13 protein-coding genes and 1 riboswitch are annotated in these 13,887 nt (G+C 73.7%); of the genes, 8 read left to right on the plus strand and 5 right to left on the minus strand.

All coding sequences use genetic code 11. The features are described 5' to 3' along the window. Positions 1-418: 418 nt before the first annotated feature. On the minus strand, positions 419-1,075 hold the full coding sequence (locus tag DBP14_RS25290; RefSeq protein ID WP_129309408.1) for an SCO2322 family protein: 657 nt from the start codon (positions 1,073-1,075) through the stop codon (positions 419-421). Further along, positions 1,072-2,307 carry a prenyltransferase/squalene oxidase repeat-containing protein gene (locus DBP14_RS25295; protein WP_129312087.1) on the minus strand — a complete coding sequence of 412 codons (1,236 nt, stop codon included), beginning with the start codon at positions 2,305-2,307 and terminating at the stop codon, positions 1,072-1,074. The genes DBP14_RS25290 and DBP14_RS25295 overlap by 4 nt, the downstream gene beginning before the upstream one ends. Positions 2,308-2,422: 115 nt before the next feature. Further along, positions 2,423-2,553, minus strand: a riboswitch (cobalamin riboswitch). Positions 2,554-2,612: 59 nt separating this feature from the next. On the opposite strand from DBP14_RS25295, the gene DBP14_RS25300 reads away from it, so the two are divergent. Beyond that, positions 2,613-3,281 (plus strand): aminoglycoside phosphotransferase family protein, encoded by a 669-nt coding sequence (locus DBP14_RS25300; protein ID WP_129309409.1) that lies wholly within the window; start codon positions 2,613-2,615, stop codon positions 3,279-3,281. A 125-nt stretch (positions 3,282-3,406) separates the two neighbouring features. On the opposite strand, the gene DBP14_RS25305 is transcribed toward DBP14_RS25300, so the two are convergent. Next, positions 3,407-4,453: a hypothetical protein gene (locus DBP14_RS25305; protein ID WP_129309410.1), complete on the minus strand. Its 1,047-nt coding sequence runs from the start codon at positions 4,451-4,453 to the stop codon at positions 3,407-3,409. Between the two features lie 255 nt (positions 4,454-4,708). Between DBP14_RS25305 and DBP14_RS25310 the strand changes: the two genes are divergently transcribed. After that, positions 4,709-5,320 carry an XRE family transcriptional regulator gene (locus DBP14_RS25310; protein ID WP_129309411.1) on the plus strand — a complete coding sequence of 204 codons (612 nt, stop codon included), beginning with the start codon at positions 4,709-4,711 and terminating at the stop codon, positions 5,318-5,320. A 47-nt stretch (positions 5,321-5,367) separates the two neighbouring features. On the opposite strand, the gene DBP14_RS25315 is transcribed toward DBP14_RS25310, so the two are convergent. Continuing rightward, the gene (locus tag DBP14_RS25315; RefSeq protein WP_129309412.1) at positions 5,368-6,402 is read right to left on the minus strand and encodes an MBL fold metallo-hydrolase; all 1,035 of its coding nucleotides are present in this window, start codon (positions 6,400-6,402) and stop codon (positions 5,368-5,370) included. A gap of 467 nt (positions 6,403-6,869) precedes the next feature. Between DBP14_RS25315 and DBP14_RS25320 the strand changes: the two genes are divergently transcribed. The 3 genes from DBP14_RS25320 (at position 6,870) to DBP14_RS25330 (ending at position 9,258) form a co-directional block, all read left to right on the plus strand. Then, complete coding sequence (locus tag DBP14_RS25320; RefSeq protein WP_129309413.1) at positions 6,870-7,403, plus strand: proline dehydrogenase; 534 nt, start codon at positions 6,870-6,872, stop codon at positions 7,401-7,403. A 167-nt stretch (positions 7,404-7,570) separates the two neighbouring features. Next, complete coding sequence (locus DBP14_RS25325) at positions 7,571-9,022, plus strand: aldehyde dehydrogenase (protein ID WP_129309414.1); 1,452 nt, start codon at positions 7,571-7,573, stop codon at positions 9,020-9,022. Between the two features lie 2 nt (positions 9,023-9,024). Further along, positions 9,025-9,258: a ferredoxin gene (locus DBP14_RS25330; RefSeq protein ID WP_129309415.1), complete on the plus strand. Its 234-nt coding sequence runs from the start codon at positions 9,025-9,027 to the stop codon at positions 9,256-9,258. 399 nt (positions 9,259-9,657) lie between these two features. On the opposite strand, the gene DBP14_RS25335 is transcribed toward DBP14_RS25330, so the two are convergent. Next, positions 9,658-10,278 carry a TetR family transcriptional regulator gene (locus DBP14_RS25335; RefSeq protein WP_129309416.1) on the minus strand — a complete coding sequence of 207 codons (621 nt, stop codon included), beginning with the start codon at positions 10,276-10,278 and terminating at the stop codon, positions 9,658-9,660. Positions 10,279-10,507: 229 nt separating this feature from the next. Between DBP14_RS25335 and DBP14_RS25340 the strand changes: the two genes are divergently transcribed. From DBP14_RS25340 to DBP14_RS25350, 3 genes are read left to right on the plus strand one after another with little or no spacing between them, the layout of a single operon-like run. Further along, positions 10,508-11,965: a glycosyltransferase family 4 protein gene (locus DBP14_RS25340; RefSeq protein WP_129309417.1), complete on the plus strand. Its 1,458-nt coding sequence runs from the start codon at positions 10,508-10,510 to the stop codon at positions 11,963-11,965. Further along, a complete protein-coding gene (locus DBP14_RS25345) occupies positions 11,959-12,717 on the plus strand; it encodes a class I SAM-dependent methyltransferase (RefSeq protein WP_129309418.1) in 759 nt (252 codons plus the stop codon). The genes DBP14_RS25340 and DBP14_RS25345 overlap by 7 nt, the downstream gene beginning before the upstream one ends. Beyond that, positions 12,714-13,781, plus strand: coding sequence for a prenyltransferase (locus tag DBP14_RS25350; RefSeq protein WP_129309419.1), 1,068 nt, complete (start codon positions 12,714-12,716; stop codon positions 13,779-13,781). Before DBP14_RS25345 ends, DBP14_RS25350 begins: the two co-directional genes overlap by 4 nt. Positions 13,782-13,887: the final 106 nt, after the last annotated feature.

Below are 13,887 nucleotides of genomic sequence, written 5' to 3' on the forward strand. Positions count from 1 at the left end.
CCCAGCGTCGCGCCTGCCCCCGGCTACAACGTGCCCCAAAGGTGCGCGGGGAACTGCGCGCTCAGCTCCGACGGACTCGCGGCCGACGGAGGACGTCACCTCCTCAGGGGTGCGGCTGCCCTCGGCCGGGGAGTGCCCCGAAGGGGCGCGGGGAACTGTGCGCTCAGCCCCGACGGACTCGCGCTCGACGGAGGACGTCACCTCCTCAGGGGTGCGGCTGCCCTCGGCCGGGGAGTGCCCCGAAGGGGCGCGGGGAACTGCGCGCTCGGCCCCGGCGGGCCCGCGCTCGACGGCGGACGGGCCGTCCCCAGGGGCGCGGGGAACTGCGCGCTCTGCCCCCGCGGGCCCGCGCTCGACCGCGGACGGGACGTCCCCGGGGGCGCGGGGAACTGCGCGGGTGGTGGCGTCCGGTGCGGGCTCAGGCGGCATCGCGTCGCCGTCGTCGTGCCTGCCACACCCCCGCGCCCGCGAGCAGGGCGACCACTCCGACGCCGATCGGCAGCCCCAGGGAAGGTCCGCCGGACGAGTGACCCGCGGTCGGGGACGGGTCCGTACCGGAGTCTTCGCCGGCGGCGACCTGCTCGCCGCACCCCTTCGCCGGGTACCCGGCGATGGCGCACAACAGGGCGTTGGTGTCGTACCGCAGCGGCTTGGCCACGGCCGCCAGCGCCTCCGCCGCCGTGGCGTCGCCGGACACCCGCGCGCACGCGGTACGCCCCCGCGGCGGCCGCTCACCGGACGGCGCGTCCGCGGCCGTACCGAAGTCCAGCACGAAGGCCACCCGCTTCGTCCCCCGCTTCGCGGGGGTCCCCGCGCAGATCGCCCCGAAGTCCGCCGCGCCGCGCGGGCGCACCGCGCTCGCCGAGTCCGGGCTCACCGCGAAGCGGAACCCCTCGACCGCGCCGTCCTCGGGGCGGGCGGTCGACGGACCCTCGGTGGCATAGGTCCACCGGCCACCGTCGCGCTCCCAGAACGACCAGTAGCGGTACCCCGCGGCCCGCGCCTCGACCGCCGCGCCGGCGACCAGCACCAGCGCGGCGACCAGCAGGACCCCGGCACGGCGGACGGCGGTCACAGCTGCCGCTGCTTCCGGCGGGCGCTCATCAGGAAGCCCACGCCGATGCCGCCGACGAGCCCGACGCCGACGATCCACCAGACACTGTTGCCGGAACCGTCGTCCGACGTCTTCTCCTCGTCGGCGTGCGACGACGCGGCCGCCTGCTTCTGCGGGGCCGGACCCGACGCGTTCAGCGCGCTCACCAGATCCGTGCCCCCGAAGTCCGCCGGGTCGGCGCCGACCGCGTGCGCGGCCAGGATCAGCTGGGCGTAGGCGGCCGGGCCGCTCTGCTTCGCCCAGGCGCCGGCGTTCTTCTCCAGCCAGGCGTACGGCTTCTTCGCCTGCGCGAGGTAGCCGTCCGCGGCGAGCGCCACGACCGTGTCCGCGGTGTTGCCGAAGTCCGGCTGGTCCGCGGCGCCGGGCAGGGCCGAGGTGAGGTGGCCGGTCCTGGCGACGGCGTCCGCGAGGTACGCGGCACCGTTGTCCGCGACCCGCGCCGGAGCCGGCTTCCCGGGGGCGCAGGCGGGAGCCTTGCCCCGGTCGGCCCCGGCCTTCACCCCGAAGCCCTTGCCGAGCGCGCCGACGACACCCGCGGCCGTGGCGTCCGCGTTGGCGGTGAGCTTGCCCTTCTTGGGCTGGTAGGCGAGGGCGCCGCCGCCCTTCCCCCCGCAGGGGAGAGCGAACTCGGCCAGCAGGTCGTACGGCGACTTGCCGCCCGCCCGCACCTGCCCCGGGTCCTCGCCGGCCGCGGCGAGCGCGCCGATGACGACGGACGTGGAGTTGCTGTCGCTGGGCCCGCCGGGCGTGTAGCCCCAGCCACCGTCCTTGTTCTGCACCGACTTCAGCCAGCCGGCCGCCTTCTCGACGGCCGCGCCATGCCCGCCGGTCGCCTTGAGCGCCTGTACGGCGACGGCGGTGCTGTTGGTGTCCACCATCACCTTGGCGTCACACGCCTTGCCGGGGTCCGCGCGGAACGCGGCGAACGCACCGTTCGCGCACTGCTGCCCCGCGAGCCAGCCGACGGCCGCGGTCGCGGGCCGGTAGCCGAGCGTGTCCTGGGCGAGCAGGGTCAGCGACTGGCGCCAGACACCGTCGTACGTCGGGTCGGTGGTGCCGTACAGGCCGGACGGGACCGTCACCTTCGGCGACGCGGACGGGGACGGGCCCGCGGCCAGGGCGGGCGCGGCGGACCCGGCCGCGGCGATCACGCCCACGGCGGCGAGGACCGCGGCACTGCGGCGGACGTACATGATCGGCGACTGCCTCTCCTCGGAGAGCCGGGCAGCGCACGGGAACACCCCGGGCGGCTCGGCTCCGTGAACCTCGACGGTGCCGTGCGCGGCGGAACGCCGACGCACGTGAGCCGGTCAAAATCCCGTACGGGGCAGTCCGGCTCACCGTCCACCGGGGACGGCTCACGGTTGCGGGTCAGCGCCGGAATTGCACCGGCTTCCCCCCGTACGAGTGTGATGACGACACCGCCACTTTACCGGCAGCCGAACGGACCCCGAGGAGTGGCTGTGGGCACAGCCGCCCGGTGACTAGGGTCACGGCCATGACGACGACGGGGAGACTGCTCGGCTCGGGCCGTTCGGCGGACGTGTACGAGATGGACGACGCGTGGGTGCTGCGCCGCGACCGGGAGGGGTGGGGGGACGCGGCCGCCGAGGGCGCGGTGATGGCGTACGTGCGCGAGCACGGCTATCCGGTGCCCCGCGTACGGCCCTCCGCGTCCCGCACCGACCTGGTCCTGGAGCGGCTGTCCGGTCCGACGATGCTCGCCGCGCTCACCTCGGGCCTCATCGCCCCGGCCGAGGCGGGCACGCTGCTCGCCCGGCTGCTGCGCCAACTGCACGCGCTGCCCGGCCGGAACCCGGCCGACCCGGCCGCGCGGGTCCTGCACCTCGACCTCCACCCGGACAACGTCATCCTCACGGCCGACGGCCCCCGCGTCATAGACTGGTCCAACACCGAGGACGGCCCACCCGGCCTGGACTGGGCCATGTCCGCGATCATCCTGGCCCAGGTAGCCGCAGACGACACCCCTCTCACCACCCCGGCCCACACCATCCTGACAACCTTGCTGAGGGACCCTTCCCCCCTCACCCAATCCACCCTCACCGAGGCCCGCAACCGCCGCGCGGCCAACCCGACGATGAGCCCGCGAGAACTCGAACTGCTCGGTCCAGCAGAAGAGTTGGTCAGACTCCGGGCAACGTTCTAGACACGCGGCCGGGGGACGCGCCCCGAAAGGGGCGCGGGGCTGCGTCCGATATGCGGCTCCGCCGCGTGGGCGCGACCAGCCACAACGCACCCGCACCCGAAAACGCACCGAACCTCAGCGGAGCGTCACGCCGCGAACGTCCGACTCGGCGGCGAAACAGTAGCGCTCAGATGGACCGCCAACCCCCGCAATCCCCCCTCGCACTCACCCGGGTCCGCCCCCACCACCACCCAGTGCGCCAGCCGGTCACTCGCGTCGGCGTGCGACGCCGCCCGCACCAGCCCGCCCGGCTGCCGGCTGAGCACCATCCGCTCGGCGGACGGCTCCTGCGCGGCGGCCGGGGCCAGCGCCAGGTGGGTCAGCCGGCCGGTGGCCGCCGGGTAGGCGAACTGGATCGCCGCGGCCCGCTGCCGGGTCAGCGACACGTCCGGCACACCGCCCGTGGCGACGGCGGCCGCCGCCCGCGCGAGATCGACGCCGGTGGCCCGCTCGACCAGCAGCGGGATCAGATCGCCGGGCAGGCACGGGGCGGCACCGATGACGCGGGGGCCGCGCGGGGTGACGCGGAGCTCGACGTGGAGGACACCGTGGGTGAGGCCGAGTGCCCGGCCGGTGCGCTCCACGGCCTGCCGCAGGAACGGGTTGTGCAGCAGGCCGTCATGGGCGTACACGATGTGCCGCAGCGGCTGCCGGGCGGGCGGCGGCCCCGGGGTCGTACGGGTGATCGCGACGATGTGGACGTCCTCGTCGTGGACGACGGCCTCGGCGGCGACCAGCGGTCCCTCCAGATCGTCGCGGCCGGCCGGCGGCACCCCGTGCCGGGCGAGCAGCGTGCGCAGCGCGGCCGGGTCGGCACAGGCCAGTGCCGTCTCGTACGGCAGGCCCGGCAGCCCCAGCTGCCCGGCGACGCGCGCGGCGGTGACCAGGTGCTCCCGCGACCAGGTCAGCACCCCGGCGACCCGCTGCCGGGCGGCGAACCGCGCCACCACACCGGCCGTGTCCGCCTCCCGGTCGGGGTCGGCCACGAGATGACCGGCCAGGAGGGGGAGCGCCCACGCGGGCGGGGCCGCGCCCACCAGTACGACCGGGTGTACGGCGGCGATCCGCGCCAGCGGGAACTCGCCGTACGCGGCCTGACGTCCGGCCCCGAGGAGCAGCAGGGGCGACGGCATCGGCGCCTCACCTTCGTGTGGGAGAAGCCGAACAGAGATACACCCCGGGTGCCGCTCCCCCATAGGCGGCACCCGGGGCGGGTCAGATCAATCTTGCTCTCTGTGCTGTGATCCTCACCCACCGCACCCTCAACTGTCAACGATTACTGCCTTCTTGCGCAGGGGGTGTTGCCTCTCTGGTGACGCGGCGAGGGACCGGGTAGCCTCGCGTCCACTTGAGCCACGGAACGGACGACGCGCCCAGGGGGGACCTCGGTGAGTGACGCCTACGCCCCGCTGGCCGACGTGCTGGACCGGCTCGGCGAGCTGACCGGGCGGCCCGGACGGCTGCCGGAGGCCCTGGACGTGTCCGACCTCTCGCACCGGACCGGCATCCCCGTCGGCGTCGTCGTCGACCTGCTCGGGGGCGGCCGCGCACCGGAGGTCGGGCTGGCCGAACGGGTGCGGCAGCGGCTGGACTTCATCCGGGAGACCCGGCGCCGTCCCGACGGCAAGCGCTACTCGCTGGACGAACTGGCCAGGATCGCCGGGACCAGCCGGCAGTGGCTGAGCGAGTGGCGCAAGAGCGGCATGCCGAGCCTGGAACACGCCGACCGGCTGCGCAGGTACTTCGGCCTGTCGGCCGGCTTCTTCACCGCGGACGAACAGGAGGCGCTGCACGAGGCGTTGCAGCCGGTCCTGCAGTCCCTGGAGGCCGAGGCGGACCCGCTCCTGCGACTGCGCGAGTGCGGCCTCGTCCGGCTCGCCGCCCGGGCGCCGCAGATGAACGCCCGCCAGCTCACTACCCTCGCCGACCTGGCTGAAATGATCATCACGGCCGAGCACACGGCGAACCCGCCCCACCCGGCGGCCTCGGCCTCCGCCTGACGCGCCTGACACCCGCGCCCACCTTCCGGATGGGCCCGCCGGCCGGTTCAGACGGCCACGTAGCTCACCGGGTCGCTGCCCGCGACCGGCTCCGCCCGGCCCTGTTTCACCAGGTGCCGCACGTGGGCCTCGGCCTCGGAGACCGCGATGTTCCGGGAGCCGTAGGGGATCTCGTCCCAGGGGCGGTTCCACCGCATGCGCTCGGCGAGTTGCCATGGGGTGTGCGGAGTGGAAAGGAGGGCGAGCAGGGCGGTGAGCCGGTCCTCGTGGTGCGCGAGAAGCTGCCGTACGCGTGCCGGCGCGTCGCTGAAGGCGTACTGGTGGGCCGGGAGGACCTCGGCGGGGGACAGGCGGGCGACGCGTTCGAGGGAGTCGAGGTAGTCGCCGAGGGGGTCGGTGACCGTCGTGTCGTCCGGGTCCTCGTACAGGCCGATGTGCGGGGTGATCTCCGGGAGGAGGTGGTCGCCGGAGAACAGGCGTCCGCGCCCCGGCAGTTGAGCGGGGTGCCCCTCCTCCAGGTGCAGGCAGACGTGGCCGGGGGTGTGGCCCGGGGTCCAGATCGCGCGCAGGCGGCGGCCGGGCAGGTCGAGGAGGTCGCCGGGGGCGATCTCCCGGTCGGGCAGGGCGGGGGCGAGGCCGGGCAGGGCGGTGCGGCCGCGCGGCGAGCGGAGCGGGGCGATGTGCTCCTCGGGCGCGCCGGCCGCGGTGAGCTTGGCCGCCATGTAGGTGAACCAGCGCTCGGCCCGCGTCTCCCGCGTCCGCCGCACGATCGCCGCGTCGGCCGCGTGCAGCGCGATCCACGCACCGGAGACCTCCCGCACCCGAGCGGACAGGCCGTGGTGGTCGGGGTGGTGGTGGGTGACGACCACCCCGTACACCTCCTGGACTGCCGAACCGCAGTCCGCCAGTCCGGCCACCAGCGCGTCCCAGGACGCCGGGTCGTCCCACCCGGTGTCCACCAGCACCGGACCCCGGTCGGTGTCCACGACGTACACGAGAGTGTGGCCGAGCGGGTTGTCCGGGATGGGCACCTGGACGGACCGCACACCCCCGCCGTGATCGAACGTCCTCGTCCTCGTCATCAGCCCTCCGCCCCACGCCGTGCCGGACACCCCGGTGCCACCCACGCCTCACGAGGCCACCGCCCACTATAACTAGAACTGGTTCCAGTGGATGCCCAAGTCGACTGTCTCCTCCGGAGGTTGAAGCGGCCCGGACATGCAAGCCTCTCCGGACCCCGACCTCCTTCCTGGACGCCGGCCCGCCGCTACGGCCCCGGCCACCGGCCCACTCCGACCTCCCCCGGGGCACCGGCCCACTCCGACCTCCCCCGGGGCACCGGCCCACTCGGACCTCCCCCGGGGCACCGGCCCACTGCGACCGTCGGCCGGGGCTCCGGCCCATTGCGACCGTCCCCCGAGGTGCCGGCCCGCTGCGACCGTCGGCCGGGGCTCCGGCCCATTGCGACCGTCCCCCGAGGTGCCGGCCCGCTGCGACAGCCCTGGGATACCGGTCCCGCCAGCCCCCCCCGCCTCGGCAGAATGGCCCCATGGACGCTGGACTGGCCGCGCTGCTCGGTGCCGCCGTGGGATCACTCGCCACCCTCGGCTCCGCGATGGTCACCGGTCGCGCGGCCGCGCGCTCGCAGTTCGCGCAGTGGCGCCGCCAGCACCGCCGGGACGCCTACGTGGACTACCTGACCGCGGTGTACGACCGGGACGTCGCCCTGGACGCGGTGCGCGAAGCGCTGTGCGCGGACCGGCCGGACATGGGGGAGGTCGACCAGCGGATGGAGCGTTTCCGCGCCCAGGCCCGTGCCGTGCACCGGGCCGCGGAGTCCGTCGTACTCGAAGGGCCGCAGTCGGTGGCGGAGGCGCTGCACCGCGCGGTGCACGCGGCCGAGGGCCTGGCCGAGGTCGTGCGGCGCATGGTGCGTGACGCCCGCGCGGGCGACGCCTCCCGCAAGGAGGCCGGCACCGCGCTCGCCGCCGAGCGGGAGCACCTGCTGTACGAGGCGGTGAAGGGCCTCCGCGCGGTGGCCGCGGACGTCCTCGGCGACCGCCGGGATCCCGCCTCCCGCTGACCGGTGGCAGCACGCCCCCGGACCCGGTCTGACATGCCACCGGCCCCGGGAAGACGCTGTTCAGCGGCATCAGCGGCATTCTCGTCCTGTCCGTGGACTCCTGGAACTAGAACTGATATCAGTTCTGACATCGTGTCAGAAGCCGTACGGCGGGAGGCGGGGCGGTCATGACCCAGCTCGTGGAACACGGACAGCTGTTCATCGGCGGGGAGTTGACGGACCCCCTGGGCACGGACGTCATCGAGGTCGTCTCGCCGCACACCGAGGAGGTCATCGGCCGGGTGCCGCACGCCTCCCGGGCGGACGTGGACCGGGCCGTGGCAGTGGCGCGCCGCGCCTTCGACGAGGGGCCCTGGCCGCGGGCGAGCCTGGACGAGCGGATCGAGGTCGTCACCCGGATCAAGGACGGCATCGCCGTCCGGCACGAGGAGATCGCCCGGGTCATCTCCGCCGAGAACGGCTCCCCGTACTCCTGGAGCGTCCTCGCCCAGGCGCTCGGCGCGATGATGGTGTGGGACTCGGCGATCAGGGTCGCCCGGGACGTCCCCCAGGAGGAGCGGCGCGACGGCGTCCTCGGGCCGATCCTCGTCCGGCGCGAGCCCGTCGGGGTGGTCGCCGCCGTGGTCCCGTGGAACGTGCCGCAGTTCGTCGCCGCCGCCAAGCTCGCCCCCGCGCTGCTGGCCGGCTGCACGGTCGTACTGAAACCGTCCCCGGAATCCCCGCTCGACGCCTACCTCCTCGGGGAGATCGCGCGCGAGGCCGGGCTGCCCGAGGGCGTGCTGTCGATCCTGCCCGCCGACCGCGAGGTCAGCGAGTACCTGGTCGGGCACCCCGGCGTCGACAAGGTCTCCTTCACCGGCTCGGTCGCGGCCGGCAAGCGCGTGATGGAGGTCGCCGCCCGCAACCTCACCCGGGTCACGCTGGAGCTGGGCGGCAAGTCGGCCGCGATCGTCCTGCCGGACGCGGACACCGCGACCGCGGTCGCCGGCATCGTCCCGGCGGCCTGGATGAACAACGGGCAGGCCTGCGTCGCCCAGACCCGCATCCTCGTCCCGCGCTCCCGCTACGACGAGTTCGCGGACGCCCTCGCCCAGGCGGCCGGTGCGCTCAAGGTCGGCGACCCGCTCGACCCCGCCACCCAGGTCGGCCCGCTGGTCGCCCAGCGGCAGCAGCGGCGCAACCTCGACTACATCCGGATCGGCCAGGAGGAGGGCGCCAAGATCCTCACCGGCGGCGGCCGCCCGGCCGGACAGGAGCGCGGCTGGTACGTCGAGCCGACCCTCTTCGGCGACGTCGACAACACCATGCGCATCGCCCGCGAGGAGATCTTCGGCCCGGTCATCTGCCTGCTGCCGTACGGCGACGAGCGCGACGCGCTGCGGATCGCCAACGACTCCGACTACGGCCTGTCCGGCAGCGTCTGGACCTCCGACGTAGAGCACGGCGTCGAGATCGCCCGGCAGGTCCGCACCGGCACCTACTCCGTCAACACCTTCAGCCTGGACATGCTCGGCCCCTTCGGCGGCTACAAGAACTCCGGCCTGGGGCGGGAGTTCGGGCCCGAGGGGTACGGCGAGTACCTCGAACACAAGATGATCCACCTGCCGGCGGGGGCATAGGGATGGGCGACCGCTGGCACGTCGAGGTGGACCGGTCCGTCTGTATCGGCTCCGCCCAGTGCGTCCACCACGCACCCGGCGGCTTCCGGCTCGACCCCGCCCGCCAGTCCCACCCCGTCGAGCCCGACACGGACGCGAGCGAACAGGTCCTCGCGGCGGCGGAGGGCTGCCCGGTCGAGGCCATCGTCCTCACCCTCACCGGCAGCGGGGAGCCGGTGTTCCCGCCCGAGGAGTGAGGGTGCGACCGAGTCCGGAATTCCCCAAAAAATACGGTGCTGAGGGGTTCCATACCGGCTTGCGCGTTCTATCCTGTAATCAGCCTACGAGACGAGTGAGGGAGTCCGACCGGAGTAGCCGACTTCGGCGAGACGCACAGGCATCCGCCGGGGCCGACAGCGACGGTAGGGCTGAGAGGCCCGAAGGCGGCCGCAAAGCCGGAGGGCGACCCCCAGAACCTGATCCGGACCATACCGGCGCAGGGAACCCGTCTCGTAGGTCTTCGCTGTGCGCCGAGTTCTCTTCCCGCGGCTTTCGCACCCCGCCGAGGTGGCGCCCCAAAGGGGCGCGGGGCTGTGACGATATGCGGCTCCGCCGCGCGGGCGCGACCAGCCCCCACCGGCCCGCAGCCGAAGAACTCAGCCCTCCGCCCCTTCGGTCAGGTCGATCAACCTGCACACCGTCTCGATATCGATCTTCACCTGCGCTATCGAAGCCCGCCCCGACAGCCACGTGATCAGCGCCGAATGCCACGTGTGCTCGATCACCCGCACCGCGGACAACTGCTCGGCGCTCGGTGCCCCCGCCAGCCCCATCGCGTCCAGGATGATCGCCGTGGTCTGCCGGGACACCATGTCCACCTCGGGCGACACACTCCGGTCGGCGAACGTCAGCGCACGCACCATCGCGTCCGCCAGATGCGGCTCGCGCTGCAGCGCGCGGAACGCCCGCATCAGCGTCTCCGCGACCCGCTCGGCCGCCGACTCGCCCGCCGGCGGCTTCTTCCGCAGCGTGCCGTGCATGTGCTCCAGCTGGTCCTGCATGGTCGCCACCAGCAGGTGCACCTTGGACGGGAAGTACCGGTACAGCGTGCCGAGCGCGACCTGCGAGGACTCGGCGACCTCGCGCATCTGCACCGCGTCGAAACCGCCCCGGCTGGCCAGCTGCGCGCTCGCGTGCAGGATCCGGCGGCGGCGGGCCTCCTGCCGCTCGGTGAGCGGCGGGGAGACAGGCCGAGAGGTACTGGCTTCCGCAGGCATGGGTCCCGTTCCGTGACAGTCGTGACAGTCGGTGAGGGCATCATCGGGGCACGTGATCATCCAGGATGGCAGGGGCCCGCGCCGTGGCGCGAATCACCTGATCCACTGCTCACAGCACCCCTACCTGCCGGTAGATTCAGAGCCTCTTGAACGATCAAGTCTGTAACTTGTTCTACATTAGCGTCCCGTCATAGTCTCGCGGGACCAGGCAGCGAGAAGGGGGCCCAGAGTGACCGCTGAGGCCAGTCAGGCGGGGCTCCGGCAGGACCTCGCCGCCGACGGCGGGCGACCGCTCCACATCGCGCTCCTCACCTATAAAGGGAACCCGTTCTGCGGCGGCCAGGGCGTCTACGTACGGCACCTCTCGCGCGAACTGGCCCGTCTCGGCCACCGTGTCGAGGTCATCGGCTCCCAGCCCTACCCGGTCCTGGACGAGGGCCTCGACGGCCTCACCCTGACCGAGCTGCCGAGCCTCGACCTCTACCGCCAGCCCGACCCCTTCCGCACCCCGAAGCGGGACGAGTACCGGGACTGGATCGACGCCCTCGAAGTCGGCACGATGTGGACCGGCGGCTTCCCCGAACCGCTGACGTTCTCCCTGCGTGCCCGCCGCCATCTGCGCGCCCGGCGCGGCGAGTTCGACGTCGTGCACGACAACCAGACCCTCGGCTACGGCCTCCTCGGCGACCTCGGCGCCCCGCTGGTCACCACGATCCACCACCCCATCACCGTGGACCGGCGACTGGAACTGGACGCCGCCGAGAACCGGCGGCGCCGCTACTCGGTGCGCCGCTGGTACGCGTTCACCCGCATGCAGAAGCGCGTCGCCCGCCGGCTGCCCTCCGTGCTGACTGTCTCCGGCTCCTCCCGCCAGGAGATCGCCGACCACCTCGGCGTCCGCGACGACCGCGTCCACGTCGTCCACATCGGCGCCGACACCACCCTCTTCTCGCCCGATCCGGCGGTGCCCGTCGTGCCGGGCCGGATCGTCACCACCTCCAGCGCCGACGTGCCGCTCAAGGGCCTCGTCTTCCTCGTCGAGGCCCTCGCCAAGGTGCGCACCGAACACCCGGACGCCCACCTGGTCGTCGTCGGCAAGCGGCCCACGGAGGGCCCCGTCGCCCAGGCCATGGAGCGGTACGGCCTCGAAGACGCTGTCGACTTCGTCAAGGGCATCTCGGACGCCGAACTGGTCGACCTCATCCGCTCCGCCGAGATCGCCTGCGTGCCGTCCCTGTACGAGGGGTTCTCGCTGCCGGCCGCCGAGGCCATGGCCACGGGAACCCCGCTGGTCGCCACGACCGGCGGCGCGATCCCCGAGGTGGCCGGCCCGGACGGCGAGACGTGCCTCGCGGTCCCGCCCGGCGACCCGGGCGCGCTGGCCGCCGGACTCGGCCGGCTGCTGGCCGACCCCGCCCTGCGGGCCCGCCTCGGACAGGCCGGCCGCGAGCGGGTGCTCGCCCGGTTCACCTGGGCGCGCGCCGCCGAGGGCACCGTCGCCCACTACCGCGAGGCCATCGCCCGCGCCGCGGGCACCCGCCGCTCCGCGCCCGGCCCGCACCAGCCGGCCCCGGACCCCGACCGGCCGGCTCCCGGCCCCGGCCACCCCGCGCCCCAGAATCCCGGCCGCTCCGCGGCCCCGGCAAGTGTTGCAGGCGTCTCCTCCGAAAGCAGGGCCACGTGCTGACCGTCGACTTCTCCCGGTTCCCGCTCGCCCCGGGCGACCGCGTCCTGGACCTCGGATGCGGTGCCGGCCGGCACGCCTTCGAGTGCTACCGGCGCGGCGCGCAGGTCGTGGCCCTGGACCAGAACGGGGAGGAGATCCGCGAGGTCGCCAAGTGGTTCGCGGCGATGAAGGAGGCCGGCGAGGCGCCCGAGGGAGCCACCGCCACCGCCATGGAGGGCGACGCCCTCAACCTCCCTTTCCCCGACGAGTCCTTCGACGTCGTCATCATCTCCGAGGTGATGGAGCACATCCCCGACGACAAGGGCGTCCTCGCCGAGATGGTCCGCGTCCTCAAGCCCGGCGGACGCATCGCCGTCACCGTGCCGCGCTACGGCCCCGAGAAGGTCTGCTGGGCGCTGTCCGACGCCTACCACGAGGTCGAGGGCGGCCACATCCGCATCTACAAGGCCGACGAACTCCTCGCCAAGATCCGCGAGGCCGGCCTCAAGCCCTACGGCACCCACCACGCGCACGCCCTGCACGCGCCGTACTGGTGGCTGAAGTGCGCCTTCGGCGTCGACAACGACAAGGCGCTACCGGTGAAGGCGTACCACAAGCTGCTCGTCTGGGACATCATGAAGAAACCGCTGGCCACCCGGGTCGCCGAGCAGGCGCTGAACCCGCTGATCGGCAAGAGCTTCGTGGCGTACGCGACCAAGCCGCACCTGCCGACCCTGCCGCGCCTCGCGGGGACCGAGGCGGCCGCCCGGTGACCACTCCCCGGACAGAACACCTCGTCCTGCCCGGGGTCCTCACCGCCGACGAGGCCGCCGCCACCGTGCGCGGCATCCTCGCCGTACAGCGGGAGGACGGCGCGATCCCCTGGTTCCGCGGCCACCACCTCGACCCGTGGGACCACACCGAGGCCGCGATGGCCCTGGACGCGGCCGGCGAACACGGGGCCGCCGAGCGCGCCTACGCCTGGCTGGCCCGGCACCAGAACGAGGACGGCTCCTGGCACGCGGCCTACGCCGACGGCGCCCACGACGACGTCACCGACGCCGCCCGCGAGTCGAACTTCGTCGCCTACATAGCCGTAGGCGTCTGGCACCATTACCTGTCCACCGGCGACGACACGTTCCTGGACCGCATGTGGCCGTCCGTCTACGCGGCCGTGGAGTGGGTGCTGCGGCTCCAGCAGCCCGGCGGCCAGATCGGCTGGCGGCGCGACGACGACGGCACGCCCACCGCGGACGCGCTGCTGACGGGCAGCTCCTCCGTCCACCACGCGCTGCGCTGCGCGCTCGCCATCGCCGAGCAGCGCGAAGAGCCGCAGCCCGACTGGGAGTTGGCGGCCGGCGCGCTACGGCACGCGATCCGCCGGCATCCGGAGCGGTTCCTCGACAAGGGCCGCTACTCGATGGACTGGTACTACCCCGTCCTCGGCGGCGCCCTCACCGGCGCGGAGGCCAAGGCCCGCATCGAAGCCGACTGGGACCGCTTCGTCGTCCCCGGCCTCGGCGTGCGCTGCGTGGTGCCCAACCCCTGGGTGACCGGCGGCGAGTCCAGCGAACTCGCCCTGGCCCTCTGGGCGATGGGGGAGTCCGACCGGGCCCTGGAGATCCTGCAGTCCATCCAGCACCTGCGCGACCCCCGGACCGGCCTGTACTGGACGGGCTACGTCTTCGACGACGACGCGATATGGCCGCGCGAGCTCACCACATGGACGGCGGGTTCCCTGCTGCTCGCGGTCGCGGCCCTGGGCGGCCACGAGGCGACGTGCGCGGTGTTCGGCGGGGAGGGTCTGCCGACCGGCCTGGACCCGGACTGCTGTTGAGCACGGTCGTGTGGAACCTCTCGCGGTCGTAGCTCGGCTGCGGGTCCGATTCGGCTGGTCGCGCTCACGCGGCGGAGCCGCACATCGACCCAGTCCCGCGCCCCTT

Source organism: Streptomyces sp. L2 (assembly GCF_004124325.1).
Taxonomy (GTDB): domain Bacteria; phylum Actinomycetota; class Actinomycetes; order Streptomycetales; family Streptomycetaceae; genus Streptomyces.